The sequence below is a fragment of the Haloarcula sp. Atlit-120R genome (genome assembly GCF_003665885.1).
Lineage (GTDB): Archaea > Halobacteriota > Halobacteria > Halobacteriales > Haloarculaceae > Haloarcula > Haloarcula taiwanensis.
In genome coordinates this window covers 1,151,816-1,171,541 of record NZ_QPLN01000001.1, presented here as the reverse complement: position 1 = coordinate 1,171,541, position 19,726 = coordinate 1,151,816, and the positions used below count along the sequence as shown (strand labels likewise).

The window sequence follows — 19,726 nt, the reverse complement described above, 5'->3', positions numbered from 1 at the left end:
GTGGACCGGCAAACGGCCGATTCGCAGTTACAGCTGCGTCTCTTACGGCGATAGCGGAAAAAGGCAGTCCGGGAGGGCGTCAGTCCCGAACGCTCGCAGTACCGCTCGACCGGGTTACGAGATTTTGTCGTACTGGTCGGAGAGCTTCTCTGCAGCGTCTGCCATCAGGTCCTGCTCGTAGTCGTCGAGGTCCCACTCGACGATTTCCTCGACGCCGTTGCTCCCGAGACGGACCGGGACGCCGAAAGCAGTGTCTTCGTGCCCGAACTCGCCCTCCAGCTTGACCGAGGCCGGCAGCACTTCCCCGGTGTCATGGAGGATGGCTTCGACCATGTGTGCGACGCCGCGGGCTGGCCCCCACTCGGTCGCGCCTTTGCGCTCGATGACGTCCATCGCCGACTCCTGCAGGTCGCCGAGCAACTGCTCTTTCTCGTCGTCGCTGAACTCGGGGTCAGTCCCGTCGACGCGGACTTTCGAGAATACGGGGACCTGCGCGTCGCCGTGTTCCCCGAGAATCGTCCCTTCGACGTTCTGCACTGGTGCGTCGAACTCCTCGCTCAGTACGTAGCGGAACCGCGCGGAGTCGAGGCGGCCGCCGAAGCCGATGACCTGCTCGCGAGAGCGGTCGCCGGCCTCGTAGAGGTGGCGGTTGAGCAGGTCGACGGGGTTCGAGGTGGTCAGCGAGATGTAGTCGTCGTTGTGCTCGTCCAGTGAGGACTGGATGTCCTCCATGATAGGCGCATTGTCGCCGGCGAGGTCAATGCGGGTCTGACCGGGCTGGCGCGGGATGCCGGCCGTGATGACGACCACATCGGAGCCAGCGGTGTCCTCGTAGCCGCCCTGCCGGACGCGCGTGTTCGAGTCGTAGGCGATGCCGTGGTTCGTGTCAGCTGCCTGCCCGACCGTGTCGTCCTCCTTATCGGGGATGTCCACGAAAACGACTTCATCAGCGATGTCGCGGAGCGCGATGTTGTACCCTGCGGCTGCGCCGACCGTACCGGCTGCGCCGACTACGCTTACCTTTGTCATACCATTCGAAAAGGCTCGGGCGCGAACGTTAAACGTGTCGAAACCCCGATTCCGCCGCGCATCGTTCAGCCAGTATCACCCGTAAACGGTTTTCAGCCCCGCGGCGTTGTGACGGGTATGAGCGACTTCGATAAGGAAGCCGAACGCGAGAAACTCCGAGAGAAGTTCGAGAAGGAAGACGAGAAGCGCCAGACGACCGAGCAGATGAGCGAACTCCTGTTGAAGGGCGCGACGATGACCAACGCCCACTGCAGCGACTGCGGCGACCCCATTTTCCGCTACGACGGCCAGGAGTTCTGCCCCACCTGCCAGAAGCCGGTCGCGCGCGACACGCAGGAAAACGGGGCAGACCCGTCAGATGCTGACGAACAGGCGGGGCAGGCCGACGACAGTGACCAGATCGAGGCTGCCGACCCGAGCGACGAGGCTCGCGTCCAGTTCGGCGATGCTGCCGAGGACACAGCAGAGAATGCGGTGGACGCGACGGACGAACACGCACAGCAGGAGACCGCACATACCCAGCCCGACACCGCTTCACAGTCTCCCTCCGAACCGACGGCGTCGACACCCAACTCGTCCGCTCCACCCGAAGCGGGGGGTGACCAGTCGACCCAGGCGTCAGACCACTCGGAGCCAGCGCCACAGACTGCTCGAAGAGGTGCGTCGTCGGAGCCTAGCGGCCGAACTACCAACGACCAGCCGCGTGAGACAGCGACACAGAACCCCCCTGTTTCCGCTCGACAGACTCGGACGACCGATAGTCACACCGGCGATATTGAGGCCAATCTCGATGCGGCGTCTGCGCTACTGGCCGAGACGGTTCACCGCTTCGCCGAGCGCGCCGCGGCCACCGAGAACCCACGCGAGGCTCGCGAACATCTGCAGGCAGCCCGAGAAGCGGCGGAAGCGCTGGATGCAGCGCGGTTCTGAACGGACCGCTACGGCTCGTAGTCGCTGGCGATGACTTCTCGAATCCGGTCGGCCGTTACGTCGCCGATACCGGACACCTCTAGCAGGGCCTCTTTATCGGCGGTCATCACTGCCTCGACGCTTCCGAAGGCGTCCAGCAGCGTGCGCGCGGTTACCGGTCCGACTTCGGCGATGGAGGCGACGACGTACTCCTGTTGCTCGGGCAGCGTCTTCGACTGTTTCTCGCCGTGGACGCTCACCTCGCGGTCGGCCACCTCCTGTTCCCGTTCGGCGATGACTTGCAGCAGATCGGCGGTCTCGTCCTCCCCACTGGTCCGTAACACGCTCGCACCGAAATCGACCGCCAGCGACGCGAGTGCGCCCTGAATCGCCTTGTGGTGAACGTTGCGCGCACCGAAGAGGTCCTCGCCTTCGATGACGACGACGGGCCGACCGTAGTTTCGCGTGGCGTCCCCGACCTGCTCGAACATCGACCGGTCTCCGCCCGTCAGCGTGTCCATGAAGTCGGCGACGGTCTTGCGCTCGACAACGACGCGGTCAGAGAGAACGTAGTCGCCGACGGCCAGCGTTTCGAGTCGGGTTTCGATACCGTCCCGCGTCGAGAGGTCCCGAGCGATGTTCGAGTCGAGTTCCCGCTGGTCCGCGACAATTTCGACGGGGTCGTCCTCATCATCGCGGCCGGCAGTGGCGACTGTTCCCGTGTCCGGCGTCGCGGTATCCCCCTCGTCGGCTGTCGCCGCGTCGCTGTTGACTTCGGTATCCCCACCGGACGCTTCCGACGAGTCGTCCGCGAAGGCGTCTAGTCCGGCCTGGCCGTTGCTGCCGTCGGTATCATCGGCTGACTTGTTAGCTGTGCTACCCCTCCCGTTTCCAGTGGAATCCGACTGCTGTGTGGTGGTTTCCTCGCTCTTTGTTCCACCCGAAGCGTCCCCCTCTTCGTCCTCGTACTCGTCGAGCCCGGTCTGGTCGAGGCGGGCCTCCAGTTCGCCGGCGACGCTTTTGAGTTCGTTCAGTTCGCGTTTCATCCGCTTCTGGTCGTTGCGGGCCTTCCAGAAGTACGCCTCGTCGCGGGTGTCCTCGGCCAGGAGGACGACGACCTGGCCCTCGGCCTGGCGACCGGTCCGGCCCTTCCGCTGGATGGCCCGAATCGCGGTCGGCACCGGCTCGTAGAACAACACCAGGTCGACCTCGGGCACGTCCAGGCCCTCCTCGGCGACGGAGGTGGAGACGAGCACCTCGAACTCGCCGTTCCGGAAGCGGTCCAGCGTCTCCTGTTGCTGGGTCTGTGTCATCCCCTCGCTGCCGTCGGTGTCGCTCTGTCCGACGAACTTCTCGGTCGTAAAGTGGTCTGAGAGGAAGTCCACGAGCGTCTCGGCGGTGTCGCGGGACTCGGTGAAGACGATGACCCGCTCGCCGTTCTCGATGCCCAGCGTCTCCGCGAGCAGCATTCGAGTCTGGCGGAACTTCGGGTGCAGGTCGTCGTAGGACTCGGCTTTCCGTATCGCCTCGCGGACCTTCGGCTCGCTGACGAGGCGCTGGTCGGCCTTCGACGCACCCGACGAACGAGCGGCTTCCTTCAGGCGCTCGAAGTACCGCCGCAGGGACTCGACGCTCTGGGTCTCGACGTAGGTGACGGCGGTCCGGAGCTTCCGGATTTCGGCGAGCAGGCTCATCCCCTGGTAGCCCTCGCTCTGGTCGTTGTTCATCAGTTTCCGGAGGTCGGCCTGCATCCCCTGAATCTCGCGCTCGGAGATGTCCGCCGAGGACTTGTTCGTCACGCCCAGTTCCCTCAACTGCGCCAGCCGGTCCTTGATGACCTCGTTGATTGCGTCCCGAATCTCGACGACGACCTCGGGGAGTTCGATGCGGTTCCAGTCCACGCTGGTGTCGTGGGTGTACTCGGCCACGTCGGCGTCGTCCTCGGTCATCACCGCGACCTCGGAGAGTCCGAGGTTCTCACACACTCCGAGGATGGCCTCCTCGTCGTCGCCGGGCGAGGCGCTCATTCCCGTCACCAGCGGGTCCTCGGCGTCGGCGTGGTAGCGGTCGGCGATGTAGTTGTAAGCGTAGTCGCCGGTCGCCCGGTGGCACTCGTCGAAGGTGCAGTGGGTCACGTCGGCCAGCGAGATGCGGTTGCCGACGAGGTCGTTCTCGACGACCTGCGGCGTCGCGATGACGATGCGGGCGTCCTCCCAGAGAGCAGCGCGGTCGTCGGGTCGGACCTCGCCGGTGAATACGACCACGTCCTCGTCGTCGATTTCCAGCGCTTCGCGGTAGAACTCGGCGTGTTGCTGGACGAGCGGCTTCGTCGGAGCCAGCATTAGCGCTTTCCCGCCGACGGCGTTGAGTCGTTCGGCGGTCACCAGCAGCGAGACGGTCGTTTTGCCGAGGCCGGTCGGGAGACAGACGAGCGTGTGCCCGGTGCTTGCCGTCTCCGCCAGTTCGGTCTGGTAGCCGCGGTTCTCCAGGAACTCCGGCGTCACCAGCGGGCGTTCGACGTGCTCGCCACCGGCGTCGGTGGTCGCCATTACCCACGCGTTCGTCCCGCCGGTGGTTAAGGGTTCAGATACCGCGGTGAAAGTGGACGCCGGGGAATTGCCCGGTCAGAACGGGAGGTACCGGACGCCGACCCACATCGCCAGCGCGCCCAGCACCGGAATCGAGAAGTTGTCGTCGACGACGTAGCCGGCGATGCGGGGCTTGACCCCGTCCGCGAACGTCGCCGCGACACCCCCGAGAACGGCGGCGGCGGGGGGAACAAAGGGGGCGGCCAGCAGCGTGCAGACGCCGAACATCACCAGCAAGACCCAGGCCTGCTTGACGTTGCTGGCGTCGCCCGAGCCCAGCAGGCCGCTGATGGGGTCGCCGATGGCGAGCATCAACATTGCCGGGACGGCGACGTCGGTCGTCACGCCCGGCAGTTCGACGGCGAAGGCGACGATAGCCATCCCGACGATGTACAGCGCGTAGCCGGCGGGGTTGTCCTGCTCGTACTCCCGGGTGAGCCGGTCGTACACCACCCAGTCCAGCCCGGTCGTCAGCCGCACGGCTTCGAGAACACACACGACGACCAGCGCCACGGCCAGGAACCCCTGCACGACGCGCCACGTAATCAAGTCCGGCCAGCCAAGGTGTGCCAGCGGGACCGCCGCGCCAGTGACATGGACGAGCCGCCGGGATACCTCGTCGGCCATCTACAGGTCGTCGAAGGTGCGGTCGCCGATACTGAGGCGTTCGAGTGTCTCCGCCAGCCCGTCGATGGGGAGCCGTTTCTGTTCGGTCGTGTCGCGCTCGCGCACCGTAACCTCGCGGTCCTCGAGACTCTCGTAATCCACGGTCACACAGTACGGCGTTCCGACTTCGTCCTGACGCCGGTAGCGGCGACCGATGGCCCCGGAGTCGTCGTAGGTGACCGAGAGGCCGGCGGTCCGGAGGTCGTCGGCGATGTCGCGGGCCAGGTCGTCCATGCCGTCCTTGTCCATCAGCGGGAAGACGCCGACCGTCGTCGGGGCCTGTTCGGGCGGCAGCGAGAGGTAGGTCCGCTCCTCGCCGTCGACCTCGTCGGTCTCGTAGGAGTGTGCGAGGACGGTGTAGATGATTCGCCCCACGCCGAAGGAGGGTTCGACGACGTGTGGCCGGACGTGTTCGCCGTTCTCGGTGACCTCGTCGACGCTGAAGTTCGTCTCCGCGACGGGGACGGTGTAGGACTCCCCGTCCACTTCGACGGTGACCTCGTCGGCGTCGAAGGCGTCCGGGTTCCGCTCGGCCAGCGCTTCGAGCGCGTCGGCGACCGCGCCGGCCGACCCGCCGAACTCCGGTCCGAGGTAGCTCATGTCGGGGTCGACGGTCGCCCGTTCGACGGTGACGGGCTCGTCGTACTGTTTGAAGACGGTGTAGTCCTCGCCGGAGTGGTCGGCGTGTTTCGAGAGGTCGTAGTCGCCCCGATACGCGAAGCCAGTAATCTCTATCCAGTCGCCGTCGACCTCGCTCTCGGCGTCCCAGCAGTCGGAGGCGTAGTGGGCGCGCTCGCCGGCGAGGTGCTGGCGGTAGCGGAATCGGTCCATGTCGACGCCGATGCGCTCGTACCACTCCTTGGAGACGCCCAAGTAGTAGGCGACCCACTCGCTCTCGACGACGCCCTCGTCGACGGCCTCGCGGACCGTGAGTTCGCGCTGGCCGCCGTCCTCGGCCTGCTGCTCGGCGGCGGAGTACAGCGGCAGGGTCACGTCGGCGACCTCCGAAAGCGGCGGCTCGTCCTCCTCGGGGTCGACGAAGTGTTCGAGTTCGGCCTGGGTGAACTCCCTGACGCGGACGAGAGATTTCCGCGGCGAAATCTCGTTGCGGTAGGCCTTCCCGATTTGCGCGACGCCGAAGGGGAGCTGGTTCCGGGCGTACTCCGAGAGTTGCGGGAACTCCACGAAGATGCCCTGTGCGGTCTCCGGGCGGAGGTAGCCCGGCGACGACGACCCCGGCCCGATATTGGTCTCGAACATGAGGTTGAAGTTGTCGACCGGCTGGTCGGCCAGGGACGTGTGACAGGAGGGGCATTCGATGCCGTGCTCAGCGATGAGGTCCATGACCTCCTCGTTCGGCAGGGACTCGGCCTCCTCGATGTCCGTGTTGTCCTCGACGAGGTGGTCCGCGCGGTGGGTCGCGCCACACTCGCCGCACTCGACAATCATATCGTCGAATCCGTCGAGATGCCCCGACGCCTCGAAGACAGGCTCGGGCATCACGTCGGGGGCGGAGATTTCCTGATGGCCCTCCTTGACGACATAGCGGTCCCGCCAGGTGTCCTCGATGTTCGATTTCAGCGCAGCGCCCTGTGGCCCGTAGGTCCAGAAGCCCGCCGCCCCGCCGTAGGCGCTCGAAGAGGGGAAGTAGAAACCGCGACGCTTGGCCAGCTCGGTAAGTCGTTCGCCTTCGCTCATAGGCCTCGCAGCAGGTCGATATCCCGTACGATGCCAGTGAGTTCGTCACCGGACAGCAGCGGGATCTGTTCGATGTCGTGCTCGATCATCAGCTGTGCCGCTTCCTCGGCGGTGCGGCGCTTGTTCACCGTCACGACATCGGCGGTCATGAACTCGCGGACGGGCTCGACCGGGAGTTCGACGTTGCGGGTGGGCATGTACCGGCCGCCGACCGCCTTGATGCCTTCCCAGGCCCAGTCGTCATCCTGGTTGGCGATGGAGTCGCCGGTGTCGTCCTCGCCCTCGACGACCCGGGCGACCGCGATGATGTCTACCTCTGTGAGCATCCCCGACATATCGCCGTCGTCGCCGAGTACGACGCCGTATGGGACGTTCGCGTGAGAGAGCTCCCGTTCGGCGACGGTCAGGGGCGTGCCCTCGTACACGCAGTTGATGTCTCGGTTGGCGAGGTCGCCGACGATCTGGTCGCCGTCGACGTCACCGTTCGCGATAGACCGAATCACGTCGGTCACTGTGATGATGCCTTTGAGCTGGCCGTCGACGATGGGCAGGCGACGTTCGTCGTCTTCGACCATCATCCGTGCCGCGGCCTCGATAGACGTGTCCTCGCTGATCGTCGGGACTTCCTCGACGAGCAGGGCTAGCTGGTCCTCGTCGGGGCTCTCGATGAGCGCATCGCGTGAAATAATCCCTCTGAACTCTTCGCCCTCGTCGGTTTCCTTGATAACCGGCACCGACGAGAAGGCCTGCTCTTGGAGGTACTCCAGTGCGTCATCACGGGTACCGGGTATAGTAACCGTGACGACCTCCGAGCGTGGCGTCATAGCGTCTGCAACGTTCATACTGCCAGAACTTCCTTCCCGCATCTACTAAGTCCTTAACATCCGTCCGTTTTCGACATTCGGGTAGAACGCTGTACGGCCATCGGCTATCTCTGACGACTGCGCAAGCGCTATCTCGGAAACCGAGGGACCGTGGTGTCTTGGCAACAACTACGTCTTCTGCCATATCCACAGCCCGTCTCTGCGCGTGAACAGAAGTCCTTGCTCAACCGCTATTGGTTGAGATATCAGGCTCTGGCTGTGCTGACTCACTTCCCCGCTCATACCAATCCTGACAGGATGTGAACTATTGTCAGACAGTTGGCCCAGCGTCATACCACTCCCCTCTCTGGGTTTCGCTAAATTTTTATAGGGTTGTTACATATTATCATGCATGGAGTCGGAACCTGTCGCTCCGGTCGAGATGGCCGCGGATGGAGACATCATGGCGTCCGTTGAAGAGGGTCCAACGGACCAGTTTATCCTCGCTGACGTGACCCGAGACGACGCCTATCTCACAACCCCGCTCTCAGACGCTGCCTCGCTCCCGGCCTGGCGATAGGTCACGCCCAGTCGGTTCCTTTTCACTGAACGGTCCCGCTCAGCAGGACACCCCCATCAGCGGCGCGACCACTCCGGCCCGAGTGCTTGCACGTAGTTGCTCGGACGGAGAAAACAAGCGTTATGCCGCCCCAGTAAGTTCGATTCGGTATGAAGGTACTCGTCACGGACCCTATCGCCGACGCCGGTCTCACGCGACTCCGTGAGGCGGGCCACGATGTCGAAACAGCCTACGAGGTCGAGGGCGACGCGCTCCTCGACGCAGTGGCCGACGCGAACGCGCTCATCGTCCGCTCGGGCACCGAAGTCACTGAAGAAGTGTTCGCGGCCGCGCCCGACCTCATCATCGTCGGCCGGGCCGGCATCGGCGTCGACAACATCGACATCGACGCCGCCACTGACCACGGCGTCATCGTCGCCAACGCCCCCGAAGGTAACGTCCGTGCCGCCGCGGAACACTCTGTCGCGATGGCGTTTGCCACCGCTCGCTCCATCCCGCAGGCCCACGACCGCCTGAAAAGCGGCGAGTGGGCGAAAGGCGAGTTCCTGGGCACGGAGGTCAACAACAAGACGCTGGGCGTCGTCGGCTTCGGCCGCGTCGGCCAGCAGGTCGCCAAGCGACTGGGCAGCCTCGGCATGGACATCGTCACGTTCGACCCCTACATCAGTCAGGAGCGCGCCGACCAGTTCGGCGCGGAACTGGTCGACGACCTCGAAGACTGCCTCGCCAAGTCCGATTTCATCACCATCCACACGCCGCTGACCCCCGAGACCGAGAACATGATCGGCGAGGAGGAACTCGCCGAACTCGAGGGCGGCTACGTCGTCAACTGTGCCCGCGGCGGCATCATCGACGAGCCAGCGCTTGCTGAGGCCGTCGAGGACGGCGTCCTGAAAGGCGCAGCGCTCGATGTGTTCGGCGAGGAACCCCTCCCCGAGGACAGCCCGCTGCTCGACGTCGAGGACATCATCGTCACGCCCCACCTGGGCGCGTCTACGGAGGCGGCACAGGAGAACGTCGCCACCTCCACGGCCGACCAGATCATCGCCGCGGCCAACGGCCAGCCCGTCGCCAACGCCCTGAACGCGCCGTCGCTGGACGAGGCGACGTTCAAGCAGGTCGGCCCGTACCTCGACCTCGCCGACACTGCTGGCCGCATCGCCGTCCAGCTGTTCGGCGGCCACATGTCCGAAGTCCAGGTCACCTACGCCGGCGACATCGCCGAGCAGGACGTAGAGTACGTCACCGCGAGCGCGCTGAAGGGCGTGTTCGCCCCCTCGGACCTCCAGGTCAACGCCGTCAACGCCCCCCAGATTGCCGAGGACCGGGGCATCGACGTGACCGAGTCCAAGACCCGCACCTCCGAGGACTACCAGAGCCTCATCACCGTCACCGTCTCCGACGGCGAGGAGTCCGTCTCCGTCTGTGGGACCCAGTTCGGCGGCGAGGAGCCCCGCATCGTCCGTATCGACGACCACCGTATTGAGGCCGTCCCACACGGGCACATGCTGGTCGTCCGGAACCGTGACGAGCCGGGCACCATCGGTTTCATCGGCACGGTGCTTGGCGACGCCGACATCAACATCGCCGGGATGTTCAACGGCCGCGAGACCATCGGCGGGGAGGCCCTGTCCGTTTACAACCTCGACGAACAGCCGCCACAGGACATCATCGAGCGGCTCAACGGAGACAGCCGCATCATCGAGACGACCTACGTCGAACTCGGCGACGAGTAACACAACGGACTGTCCCGACAGCCAGTCGCGGACTATTCCCCGTGGAGAAGGCGCTCGTACCGATCAACGACAGCCTGACGGTGTTCGCGTTCCTGTTCGAGCGCGGTTTCCAGTGTCGCTACCTGTGAGCGCAACAGCGCAATCTGTATCTGATAGATCGTACTGGGCGTCTGTCGGGGCGATGGTGACGGGGAACCCGACCGGTCCCCGGAGTCGAACGGCGGTGCTGAATCGCGGGACGAGGCCATACCCGTGACAGGACCGCCACGGTGAAAAACACCCGTCGGACGACTGTCACGCGCTCGTCTGTCGCCCTGACGAATCCGGGTGACGCTGTCGCTCACATGAAGTCTGCGATACCTGACTGCTTGTTGTGGTCGTTTTCGAACACCGACTCGATTTTCCGTTCCAGTATCTTGAGCCGCTGTTTCGTGTAGTCCCGCGCGCCGAACTCATCAGCGACGCGGATAGCGGTATCGATGTACTTGTTGACCGACCCCTCGTGGACGGTGAGATTGACGCGGCCGCCACACTCCCGGCAGTCGCCGGTCAGCGGGGCGCGCCGAAACGACTCTCCGCAGTCCAGACACCGGACCTCCTGTCTTGAGAAGGCCCGGAGGTTGCCGATGAGGTCCGGCAAGAAGTGGTACTCGATGATACGCTCGGCCACGTCGCTCTCGACGACGGCCCGCAGTTTCCGGGAAATCTCTAGCTGGGCGTCCATCTTGTCCTCCATCGAGCCGAGCGTCTTGTACGCCGAAAGGTCCGGCCCGGCGGCGATGTTGGTCGTGTCGTGGGTGTGGCGGAACTCCGTGTACTCGCGGTCGGTCCCCAGCGTCTCCTCGGCGATTTTCATCACGTCCTCGACCTCGGTCGGGTCTTTCATCTCGCGGGTGGCTTCGTAGAACTCCCGGGGATAGGCGTCCATGATGTCCATGTTGTGGGCCTCATCGTCGATCTCGCTGGGGTCGATTCGCGAGGACATCACGAGCGGGGCGTCCATCTGGCCGCCGCGCTGGTTCGGGAGATACGACTTCGAGAAGTTCAGCAGGCCGTCCATCAGAAGCATCACGCAGTCCTCGTCGCCGTCACACTGACCGACGTAGGTGCCTTCGACGGCCACCCGGTGTGTGTCGGCAACCGTGAGACAGTAGACGCTGTCGACGTCGCTTTCGACGTACTCGACAGTCTCGACGGTGTCTGTCGGGGCTGCGCCGTCAGTCGCTGCTGTCGAAGCCTCCCCGCGTGCCGTCATCGTCGTCGTTTCGCCGCCGTCGTAAGCGGGGAGTTCGTCACCGGCAGTCAGGCCGCTGGCCGGGACTTCCTCGATCCCGTCGGAGTCGGCTCGGAGCATCGTGTGGTCGGGCGTAACCCTGAGGGTTCGGTCGCCGACGGAAATCTCGACGAGGTGGTCCGGAGCGGGGTGTTTCGAGACGGCGTCGACGGGCCGGCGACAGGGGCCGTCCTCGCCAAGCGACGACACGGTGAGAGTACCGTCTAGCTCTTCGACGAGCGTCCCGAAGTCGTCTTCCTCGGGGTCCTCAAGTCGGTCCTCAACCAGTTCCTCGATGGTCCCGTACTCCCAGTCGTCATTCTCGTCTTCGTACCACAGCCGCGTGTCCGGGTGGAAGCAGTTCCGGCGCTTGGCGGCGTGGAAGTACGGATGTGCGTAGCCGACGGCTGCGGAGGTGAAACCGACCACGCGGCCGACCGTCGCCGCGCTGGTGTGAGGTGCCATCCCGAACACGAGTTCCCCGACGAGGTCTTCGCGGTCGTCGAACTCGTAGAACCGCTCCAGCTCGTAGTACTGCTCCAGGAGGTCGTCGACGAACCGGGCGGTCTGGAGCATGTGTTCGGCCGCGCCGTCCGAGAGAACGATGTCCTGCACTTTTAGCTCGACCAGCTGGTCGTCGTGGGTCAGCGGGTCGCCGTGGATGTCCTCCTCGTAGCCCAGCCCGCGGAGTCGCTCGGCGGAGACATCCAGTTCCGAGGCCCGGACCGCCGTCACCGGCAGATCCGTCATGTCGTAGCGGACGGTGCCGTCTTTGAACGCCGACACGTCGTGTTTTGCCCGGAGAATGCCCTTCTCCATCGGCTCCGGCACCTTCTCCTCGGAGGTGAGCCCCTTGACCGCTTTCAGTTGCTCGAAGGCCGTCTCGCGCTCGCCGACGTTTTGCAGGGCGTCCCGATACGCTTCCTGCAGGTCAAGCACTTTGTACTGGGTCGGCGAGGCGAGCGTCTCACACCGGGCACACTCCGCCCGGCCGGACTCGTCGCGCTCGACCTCGGCCTCGCAGTCGGGACAGACGTACACCGGTTCGGTGGTGCCGCCGCAGTCGGCACAGCCCGCCTGGTGGGTCTCGGTCCCGCACTCGGGACAGCGCCGCCGGGCTACCTCGACCTCGACTTGGCCAGGCGTATCGCTCATCCCGTCAGCGTGTTTCGTCGCCTTGGCCACGTCCCGCTGTGCCCCGCCGGCCTCGCCGATGGGGCTGAGCGTGTGGACGGCCGGCGAGAGGTCCCGCCGCTCGGATTTCTCGGGGCGACCCATCCGGTTGCCGATGCGGGTCGGGGCGCGCTCACGAACCTGAAACGGCGCGATTTCGTTGACGGCCTCGATGGCGTTCTGCCCGACTTCGGGTTCGGTGTCCTCCGAAACGCCGATTGCGTCGACAGACTCGCTCTCTCCGTAGGTCCGGGCGTGCTCGGAGAGATCCGACGGTGTCCAGTCCCGCTCTAGCGACCGGGTGAACCCGAGTGTCCGCACCAGCGGCACCCAGTCGGTGACCGTAATCGTGTCCTCGTCCTGTGTGTGCTCGACAAGCAGGTGTTCGAGCGTCTGCTGGACGGTGTCGCTCCGTGGCAGGACGAGCGCGCCGGCATCAGTGTATGCGTCGCCCGCTGTGCCGTCCATCTCCGGGTCGGCGTACGCACCATCGGCCTGTGCGACATGTGCGTCCTCGACGGCGTCGGCGAGCGCACACACCTGGTCGACGCTCACGTCGTGCCAGAGGTAGGTGTATTTCGGGTGCAGCGGGGCGTCGTAGTCGGTCGCCCATTCGATGGCTTCCTCGGCGCTCGGGTCGGCGAGGTCGATGTGAGGCGAGTCCTCCATCGCCTGTACATCCGCGCCGGCGGCGTCGAGGTCCTGTTCCCACCACTCGACGGTGTAGGAGGCCGGTGCGAGCGGATGGTTGTTCTCGACGAACTCGCCGTAGTTGACCAGATACTCGCCCAGATCGAGTATTTTCTCGACGCCGTTGCGGACTGCCAGTGCCTCCTCGGCGTCGTCGATGCGGCGCACGTCGCCATTAGCCAGACGTACGGTCGGCCCCTCGATGGTGTCGACCGGCACGACGCCGGCGGCTTTCCCCGGCCGCTCGGTCTTGATCTGGGTCCCGGTCGCGAGGAAGTCGTCGACGAGATGCATCGTCGCCGGGTGGACGCCGGCTGTCGCGAAGCCGTGGTTGCGCGCCCGGCCGTAGCGCAGCCGGAACCCGCCCGCCTTCGACGGGTGGGAAAACACCGGACGGCCGGCGATGAGGTCCCGGAGGTATTTGTCGGCGGGGTCGACTCGTGGCGGTCCAGCCTGCTCGTCAGCCTCGTCCCTGTCGTCGTCCGATCCGTCGCCCGCGTCGTCGCCGTTCGCGTCCTCTCCTTCCTCTCCTTCGTCGGCCTCGTCTTTGCCGATGGTTCCGTCGATGAGGTCCTGCAGCCACGGCCAGTCGACCTCGTCTAGGTTCCGCGTGTAGCGCTGAATCTTCGGGGCCTTGAGCGCGATGCCCTCGGCCAGCACCAGACACATCCCGCCCCGCGGGGAGTTCGAGTCGACGCGTTCGAGGTCCCGGTAGCCCGACACCTCCTCGTCGCCGGTCGCCTCGCCGTCGAGCATGATGGGCATGTGCTCGGCGATGAACTTCGTCTCCTTCTCCTTGGGTGAGTACTGCAGGCCGGTGTCCTTGTCGTAGAGGTCGATTTCCTCGGCGTAGCGGCCGATTTCCTCCTCGCGGGGCTTGTACTGGTCGATGCCCAGCAGCGCGCGGGCGTAGTCCGCGACTAGCACCGAGAGCGCCTGTGCGGTCCCGCCGGCAGAGCGAATTGGCCCGGCGTAGTAGACGTTGATGAACTCCGTCCCGTCGTCGTTTTCCAGCAGTTCGACGCGGTCGATGCCCTCGATGGGGGCGGCGACGACCCCCTCGGTCAGCAGGGCGACGGCGGTCCGGACCGCGCCCTCGACCTTCCCTTCGCGGCTGTCGTAGTCGCCGACAGTCCCTTCGACGAAGTCCTCGACCAGTTCCAGCGCGGCCTCCTCGCGGGACATCTGTCCCTCCAGCTCGCGCACCCGCTCGGCCACGCCGTCGATGCCGAGAATGTTTTCCACCCGGTCGGCCATGTCACGAGCGGTCGGAATCTCGACTTCTGGCTTCGGGTCGCCGCCGCGCTCTTTGGCCCGCTCGGCCACGTCGAAGGCGGCTTCGAGCTGGGTTTCGAGCGTTTCGAAGTACTGTTCGTCGGCCTCCCGCATCTTAGATATCCCAGAGGTCCAGATCGGTCGGCTCGTCGTGCTCCCGCTTGAGTTCTGTATCGAATCCGCGGACGTACAGTTCGCCCGCCCAGACGGTGCCGGCGTTCAGGTGGCCGGCAATCGCTTCGCCGTCGGGCCGGGAGAGGACGGCGTGGGTGTGGGCGAACCGCTTCCCGTCGAGATGCGAGATGTTGCCCATACAGGCGGCGACTTCCAGCGGTTCATAGAAGGTCAGCGAGTCGTACTCGGTCCGGTCTTGGTCGTAGAACATGAGCTCCGCGTCCTGCACTGCCCCAAGCCCGTAAAAAAAGCCGGCGTCGATGCCCTGTTCGTCCGCGAAGGCCTCGATCTGCGCGCGCCAGTCCCCACCGTGCTCCAGTCGGCAGACGAACTCGGACGTACTGTCGACTTCGCGGTAATCCATATCTGTAGTGGATGGCAGGCCGCTCCAAAAGCATTGCTTTCGGTCCAACCGTTTATATCCGAAGCCGAGACCACGGCCGCTGTGACGTAGCTACGGCCCGGCGCGCTGAGCGGTTGTGCGGCACACCGCGCCGGGACTGACGCGTGCCGCCTGTTCGCCACGATGGACGGACGACCGACCGGCGCTAGCCCGGCAACGACACCCGGCTGACCGGCTGGTTCCGGTCGGCGTCGTAGAAGGTGAGTTCGTCGACGGTCCACCGGATCGGGTCGATACCCTGCTCGACCAGCCGCGCGGCCGCGTCGCGGTCCCCGCCGCGGGCGACGGTCACGTGCGGGACGTACTCGTCGCCTTCCATTTCGTCGACGGGATCGAAGCGCTCGCAGAGCCGCTCGTGTAAACCGACCAGCCCCGGGCTCTCGACGGCGAGGTACACTACTGGTGACGGGCCGGTCGCGGCTGTCTCGAACTGCTCGATCTCTGAAATTTCCGCCTCGAACGCCGGCTGGCCGCGAAGCACTTCGCGCCCCTGCGCTTCCAGTCGCGCGTAGGCCGCGTGGTCGCCGTCACCCAGCCGCTTGGCGACCAGCGTGTGCTCACCCCGTCCCCGCCGCTGTGCGAGCGGCAGGTCCGCCGCAAGGTCGGCGGCCAGCGACGTGACTGCTGACGGGAGTGGGACGTTGATGCTGTACACAGTGAGCGGGTCGCTTGCTGTCGAGAAAAAGAGCGCGGTCCTACAGCCGGTCAAGCAGCCACAGGACGATGAGGACGACCAGCACCACGCCGAGTATCGGTTGGAGTGGTCCCAGAAGCCAACCCAACAGCCCTAGAACCCCGCCGATAATTTCGAGCACCAACCAGACGACAATGAGGACAAGGACAATCTTCAGCAGAGTGTCCACGTCGAGCTTCGCTCTGTCCATGCTCGGCAGGACTTCCTCGCGGGGCAAACCCCTTGTGGCCGCAGTAGCCCCTGACTTCGGCTCCGGAACGGATACGGCTTGGGCTGTAACGCTTTAGAGTGTCAGCTCACTCAATCGGCAATAAACGATATACCTGCCGAGGGGATAGCCGCGGTAGGATGGGCTGGACTCCTGAAACACTGGTCGTCGTATTCGTCGCGGTAGCACTGCTTGTCCCGACAGCGACCGGGGCAGGTTTCGGCAGTCTCGGCCAGCAGTCTGTCGACGCGGACGTGGTCGTCATGACCGCTGACGTGAACCCCGACGGGACCGCTGACTGGACGGTCGCCTACCGACTTCGGCTGGACGACGACAACACCACGCAAGCGTTCGAGGACCTGCGAACGGATATCCAGGCCAACCCGGCGGCGTACACGGACCGCTTTGAGCGTCGGATGCAACGCACTGCCGGGGCCGCGGAGAACACGACTGGCCGCGAGATGGCTGTCAAAAACGTCACGGTGAGTGCGCGCGAAGAGACGTTCGGCCAGACGTACGGCGTCATCACTTATCGGTTCCAGTGGACGAATTTCGCTAGCGTCTCCGGCGACCGCGTCGAGATCGGCGACGCGCTCTCGGGGCTGTTTCTGGACAGCGAAACCTCACTGACCCTCCGCTGGCCAGCGGACTATCAGGCTGACTCCGTTGCACCGCAGGCCGACGAACGGGGGAACGCCTCTGTCACCTGGCGTGGCCAACAGACGTTCGGGGAAACCGAGCCGCGAGTGGTCGTCAACTCGAGGGACAGCGCTGGCGGTGACAGCGGGTCGAACGGGCTCCTCATCGGTGGGATTCTCGCGCTAGTCGGCATTGCTGCCGGGGTGTACGCACTTCGGCGGTACGGCATCCCTAACGGCAATGCGCCGGCCGAGCCGCCGGCGTCGATGGTAGACTCGGATGATCCCGAAGCGGAGTCCGCTGCCGGCACGGACGCTGACGCTGGCACACCGCCGGTCGAACTGTTGAGTAACGAAGAACAGGTCCTGCAACTGCTCGAATCGAACGGCGGGCGGCTCAAGCAACAGCAGGTGGCCGGCGAACTCGACTGGACCGACGCCAAGACGAGCCAGGTCATCGGCGGCCTGCGCGAGGAAGAGAAGGTAGAAACGTTCCGCATCGGCCGAGAGAACGTGGTGACGCTGCCGGACACTGACGTGACTGGTGGAGAGGGTGACGGGAGCGACGGAACCGACAGCGGTGACGAAACCCGATAATAAATCTGTCGACAGTTCAGTAGGGATTGCGGATCAAAACCACTCCTGTATTGCGGTTTTAATCCGGCTTAATCGGTGATAACCCGGCTTTATAGACGCCTATTTATAGGATGTTGGAGAGCCAAGCAACGGGTGTAATGAGACGAGCGACCCCGGTGTTGCTGGCAGTGGTGCTCGTGGTGAGCACGCTCGCCGCGGTGCCCGCCGTGACGATGGCACAGGAGACTGAAACGGTGGCCGAAGAGGCAGATGAGAATGCGACGCCCCCCGGCGCACAGTTGGCAGGCGTCGTCAGCGTGCAGGGAGCCGAACTGGACGGTGAGGTCCAGTCACGAACGTTCGGGGTCCGCGTCGCGAGGGCGAACACCGACGCTGCGAAGGCGTCCGTCGTCGCCGAGCAGGTGAACGACTCCGAGGCCCGACTGGACGAACTCCAACAGCGAAAGCAGGCGCTGGAGCAAGCCCGCCAGAACGGCTCGATAAGCGAGGGCGAGTACCGAGCGAAGGCTGCACAGCTCCATGCCGAGACGAAGAACGTCCAGCGGCTGGCAAACGAGACGAACGAAACCGCCAGCCAGCTTCCCGCCGAAGCGCTGGAGCAGAAAGGCATCGACGCGGCGGCGATCAAGACTCTCTCACAGCGCGCGAGCGAGCTGAGCGGGCCGGAAGTCGCCGCTGTCGCGCAGGGCATCGCCGGGCCGAACGTCGGACAGCAGGCTCGACCTGACGTTGCCGGCGACCGTGGCCCCGAAGCGGCGAACAGAACCGAAGTAGGCGACCGTCCGGAAGGTGGGCCGGAGCGGACTCCGGCGAGTGAACGGCCGGACGACACCGATACGACGCCAGCCAATGAGACGGCCACCAGCGGGGGCGAAACAAAGTCGCCGGGTGTCGGGTCTGATACCACCGCCGCTGGCCAATAGCCAGAGAGACGGCGAGTACAGTGCTTACACTTCGGCACACGCCAGTCTGTCTGGCGGTCCTGGCCGCTACGGGCGACGTGATGGCTATGAGGGACTGTGTTTGGTGACCATGCACACGACACTGTGAACACGGAAACTATTAGTACCCGAGTCACACAGCAGAATATACATGACACGGACCTCTCGCTCCACGCCGCTCGCTGCGGATAGCGAGGGGTCCCTCCGTTTCTCCCCACGACGACGACGACCGGGCCGTTTCTAGGCCCACTACTACTTACTCTTCACTCGACAGGTTCGTTTCGTCGCTAGACGCCGTCGTCGTCGGTTCGATGGGATACTCGATCTGGTGTTTGATCGAGAAACCGACAGGCACACCACGGAACCAATGCAGAACACATCCATGCCAGAAGGAAACGGAACCGTCGCACTCGCCTTTTCGGGCGGGCTCGACACGACAGTCTGCGTATCGCTGCTGAAAGAGGAGTACGGCTACGACGAGGTCATCGGCGTCACCGTCGACGTCGGCCAGCCCGACTACGAGTTCGAGGAGGCCGAGGAGACCGCCGAGGCGCTGGGCGTCGAACAGCACGTTGTCGACGCCACCGAGGAGTTCGCTGACCTCTGTATGGAGGCCGTCAAGGCCAACGCCGACTATCAGGGCTACCCGCTCGGAACTGCCCTCGCGCGCCCGGTCATCGCCAAGGCTATTCTCTCGGTCGCCGAAGAGCAGGGCTGCTCGGCCGTCGCTCACGGCTGTACTGGCAAGGGCAACGACCAACTGCGCTTTGAGGCCGTCTGGCGCGACTCGGACCTCGATGTTATCGCGCCGGTGCGTGAACTTGGGCTGACCCGCGAGTGGGAAAACGAGTACGCCGCGGAGAAGGGCCTGCCCGTCGAGGGCGGCGATGGCGGTCGCTACTCCATCGACACGAACCTCTGGAGCCGCTCCATCGAGGGCTCCGAACTCGAAGACCCGAGCACCATCCCCGACGACGACATCTACAAGTGGACCGACAACCCCTCCGACAAGGACGCTGAACTGGTCGAAATCACCTTTGAGGAAGGCGTTCCCGTCGCTGTCGACGGCGAGGAACTCGACGGGGTCGAACTCATCGAGCAACTCAACGCACAGGCAGGGGCCCACGGCATCGGCCGCACGGACATGATGGAAGACCGCATGCTCGGGCTCAAAGTGAGAGAGAACTACGAGCACCCCGCAGCGACGGTGCTTCTGACCGCCCACGAAGCGCTCGAAGGGCTCGTCCTCACGCAGGAGGAGCGCCAGTTCAAGGCCCAGGTCGACCAGGAGTGGTCCCAGAAGGCCTACCAGGGCCTCGTCGACGCGCCGCTGACGGGCGCGCTCGAAGCGTTCATCGACGACACGAACGAGCGCGTTACCGGCACCGTCACCGTGAAACTCGAAGGCGGGCACTGCCGCGCCGTCTCCCGTGAGTCCGACTACGCCGTCTACAGCGAGTCGGCGGCCTCCTTCAACGAGGAGGACGTCTCCGGCGGTATCACCCAGCAGGACGCGACCGGCGTCGCGAAGTACCACGGCTTCCAGTCCCGCCTCGCGAACAAGGTTCTCGACGACGTGAAGAAGGGCGCTGCTGTCACGGACGGCAGCGGCGACCAATCCGACGACGCGAGCGGGGCCACGGAGGAGTAA

At 65.0% G+C, this 19,726-nt stretch carries 16 protein-coding genes; 6 read left to right on the top strand and 10 right to left on the bottom strand.

What is annotated here, in order from left to right; all coding sequences use genetic code 11:
- Positions 1-114: 114 nt before the first annotated feature.
- The gene (gene mdh, locus DVK01_RS06070; RefSeq protein ID WP_005536799.1) at positions 115-1,029 is read right to left on the bottom strand and encodes a malate dehydrogenase; all 915 of its coding nucleotides are present in this window, start codon (positions 1,027-1,029) and stop codon (positions 115-117) included.
- 117 nt (positions 1,030-1,146) lie between these two features.
- Here mdh and DVK01_RS06065 point away from each other — a divergent pair, with 117 nt between their 5' ends.
- Positions 1,147-1,959 (top strand): Sjogren's syndrome/scleroderma autoantigen 1 family protein, encoded by an 813-nt coding sequence (locus DVK01_RS06065; RefSeq protein WP_121535905.1) that lies wholly within the window; start codon positions 1,147-1,149, stop codon positions 1,957-1,959.
- 8 nt (positions 1,960-1,967) lie between these two features.
- Here the strand turns inward: DVK01_RS06065 and DVK01_RS06060 are convergent, their stop codons facing one another.
- The 4 genes from DVK01_RS06060 to DVK01_RS06045 all read right to left on the bottom strand — a co-directional run bounded on the left by DVK01_RS06060 (position 1,968) and on the right by DVK01_RS06045 (position 7,732).
- Complete coding sequence (locus tag DVK01_RS06060; RefSeq protein ID WP_121535902.1) at positions 1,968-4,487, bottom strand: DEAD/DEAH box helicase; 2,520 nt, start codon at positions 4,485-4,487, stop codon at positions 1,968-1,970.
- A 75-nt stretch (positions 4,488-4,562) separates the two neighbouring features.
- Entirely contained in the window at positions 4,563-5,153 is a 591-nt protein-coding gene (locus DVK01_RS06055; RefSeq protein ID WP_101351368.1) for a dolichol kinase, read from the bottom strand.
- Positions 5,154-6,890, bottom strand: a complete 1,737-nt coding sequence (gene glyS, locus DVK01_RS06050) for a glycine--tRNA ligase (RefSeq protein ID WP_121535900.1) — start codon at positions 6,888-6,890, stop codon at positions 5,154-5,156.
- Positions 6,887-7,732 carry a CBS domain-containing protein gene (locus tag DVK01_RS06045; RefSeq protein ID WP_101351366.1) on the bottom strand — a complete coding sequence of 282 codons (846 nt, stop codon included), beginning with the start codon at positions 7,730-7,732 and terminating at the stop codon, positions 6,887-6,889. Before DVK01_RS06045 ends, glyS begins: the two co-directional genes overlap by 4 nt.
- 373 nt (positions 7,733-8,105) lie before the next feature.
- Here DVK01_RS06045 and DVK01_RS22120 point away from each other — a divergent pair, with 373 nt between their 5' ends.
- Positions 8,106-8,273 (top strand): hypothetical protein, encoded by a 168-nt coding sequence (locus DVK01_RS22120; RefSeq protein WP_198560203.1) that lies wholly within the window; start codon positions 8,106-8,108, stop codon positions 8,271-8,273.
- Positions 8,274-8,422: 149 nt separating this feature from the next.
- The gene (gene serA / locus DVK01_RS06040; RefSeq protein ID WP_101351365.1) at positions 8,423-10,009 is read left to right on the top strand and encodes a phosphoglycerate dehydrogenase; all 1,587 of its coding nucleotides are present in this window, start codon (positions 8,423-8,425) and stop codon (positions 10,007-10,009) included.
- A 32-nt stretch (positions 10,010-10,041) separates the two neighbouring features.
- Here the strand turns inward: serA and DVK01_RS06035 are convergent, their stop codons facing one another.
- The 5 genes from DVK01_RS06035 to DVK01_RS06015 form a co-directional block, all read right to left on the bottom strand.
- Positions 10,042-10,257: a hypothetical protein gene (locus DVK01_RS06035; protein WP_053966800.1), complete on the bottom strand. Its 216-nt coding sequence runs from the start codon at positions 10,255-10,257 to the stop codon at positions 10,042-10,044.
- A 92-nt stretch (positions 10,258-10,349) separates the two neighbouring features.
- Positions 10,350-14,534, bottom strand: a complete 4,185-nt coding sequence (locus tag DVK01_RS06030; RefSeq protein ID WP_121535897.1) for a DNA-directed DNA polymerase II large subunit — start codon at positions 14,532-14,534, stop codon at positions 10,350-10,352.
- Between the two features lies 1 nt (position 14,535).
- Positions 14,536-14,958, bottom strand: a complete 423-nt coding sequence (locus DVK01_RS06025; protein ID WP_121535894.1) for a PPC domain-containing DNA-binding protein — start codon at positions 14,956-14,958, stop codon at positions 14,536-14,538.
- Positions 14,959-15,142: 184 nt separating this feature from the next.
- Positions 15,143-15,652: a 2'-5' RNA ligase family protein gene (locus DVK01_RS06020; protein WP_101351362.1), complete on the bottom strand. Its 510-nt coding sequence runs from the start codon at positions 15,650-15,652 to the stop codon at positions 15,143-15,145.
- Positions 15,653-15,692: 40 nt separating this feature from the next.
- Positions 15,693-15,881, bottom strand: coding sequence for a hypothetical protein (locus DVK01_RS06015; protein WP_007189558.1), 189 nt, complete (start codon positions 15,879-15,881; stop codon positions 15,693-15,695).
- A gap of 158 nt (positions 15,882-16,039) precedes the next feature.
- Here DVK01_RS06015 and DVK01_RS06010 point away from each other — a divergent pair, with 158 nt between their 5' ends.
- The 3 genes from DVK01_RS06010 (at position 16,040) to DVK01_RS06000 (ending at position 19,726) form a co-directional block, all read left to right on the top strand.
- Positions 16,040-17,134 (top strand): hypothetical protein, encoded by a 1,095-nt coding sequence (locus DVK01_RS06010; RefSeq protein WP_121535891.1) that lies wholly within the window; start codon positions 16,040-16,042, stop codon positions 17,132-17,134.
- Positions 17,135-17,271: 137 nt separating this feature from the next.
- Positions 17,272-18,057 carry a hypothetical protein gene (locus tag DVK01_RS06005; protein ID WP_198560202.1) on the top strand — a complete coding sequence of 262 codons (786 nt, stop codon included), beginning with the start codon at positions 17,272-17,274 and terminating at the stop codon, positions 18,055-18,057.
- Between the two features lie 400 nt (positions 18,058-18,457).
- On the top strand, positions 18,458-19,726 hold the full coding sequence (locus DVK01_RS06000; RefSeq protein WP_121536164.1) for an argininosuccinate synthase: 1,269 nt from the start codon (positions 18,458-18,460) through the stop codon (positions 19,724-19,726).